The following is a 1,060-nucleotide window of genomic DNA, read 5'->3' as shown; positions in this document are numbered from 1 at the left end:
GGCGCCACAACGAAGAACCCCGCTCCCTCCAGCAGAGGGGGCGGGGTCTGGGGACTTACTTCAGCGCGTGCGGCGAAGCGCTACTTGAGCACGTTGGTCGAAGGCTCTGAGGGCGGAGGTGTCTTGTCCGCGGGCACGTCGAAGAAGCTGCTGCTGCTGGGCGCGCGCGTCTGCGCCACGTTGTTCTCCAGCGTCTCCGGCACGGGCGGCAGCGCCACGGGCACCATCTCCGCCCGGGCGGCGGCCTGCGCCGCGAGCTTCTTGTTCCGGTAGCGCCGGAACAGGAAGTAGCCCACGCCCAGCACCGCCAGCGAGCCCAGGACGACGACCTGGCCCTCCTTGAGCTTCCCGATGACCATGTCCAGCTCGCCACCGAAGTGGAACCCGAGCCACACGAACACCGGCGCGGACAGGAGCGCGGCCAGTCCGTCCCACAGGATGAAGCGCCAGTACGCCATGCCCACCGAGCCCGCGGTGAAGTACGTCACCGCGCGCACGCCCGGCATGAAGCGCGCGATCATCACGATCTTCTGACCGTGGGAGATGAACAGCGACTCCACCTTCGCGCGCTTCTCCGGCGTGACGATCTTCGCGAAGAAGCCGCCGCTCTTCGCATCCGGGTTGCGCCCCAGCCGAGACCCCAACCTGCGCCCTGCCAGGTAGATCAGGCTGTCGCCCACGAGGATGCCCAGGAAGCCCACGACCATCATCACCGGCAGGCTGGCCGCGCCCTTGTGCGCCAGGAATCCACCGAGGATGAGCGAGATGTCCTCCGGCAGCGGGACGCCAAGGCCACACGCCACCAGGATGGCGAACACCGTCGCGTAGGCGATGAGGCCCTGGGAGTTACCAAGCAGACTGGTGAGCAGTTCTTCCACGCGTCGTTCCGTCCAATCACTTCCCGAAGGGTCGCCCGGCAACCACCCGGGCCAGCCCCTTCAGCACCCAGCCAACAACCGGGTGCGGGTCTTGAAAACTCCGGCCGCCAAGCCTCTCATCTCAAGCGGCCTGGCCCCACCACGAAAGCCCAGCGCTCCGTGGCTTCCTCCCACCCTCGCCC

The 1,060-nt window shown here is 67.7% G+C and carries 1 protein-coding gene; it reads right to left on the bottom strand.

What is annotated here, in order from left to right:
- Nucleotides 1-80: 80 nt before the first annotated feature.
- The gene (locus D7V88_RS11310) at nt 81-878 is read right to left on the bottom strand and encodes a DedA family protein (protein WP_120540640.1); all 798 of its coding nucleotides are present in this window, start codon (nt 876-878) and stop codon (nt 81-83) included.
- Between the last annotated feature and the right edge of the window lie 182 nt (nt 879-1,060).

It is taken from the genome of Corallococcus terminator, from assembly GCF_003611635.1.
Lineage (GTDB): Bacteria > Myxococcota > Myxococcia > Myxococcales > Myxococcaceae > Corallococcus > Corallococcus terminator.
The sequence above is the reverse complement of the archived record's forward strand: the minus strand, read 5'-3'. Positions and strand labels throughout refer to the sequence as shown.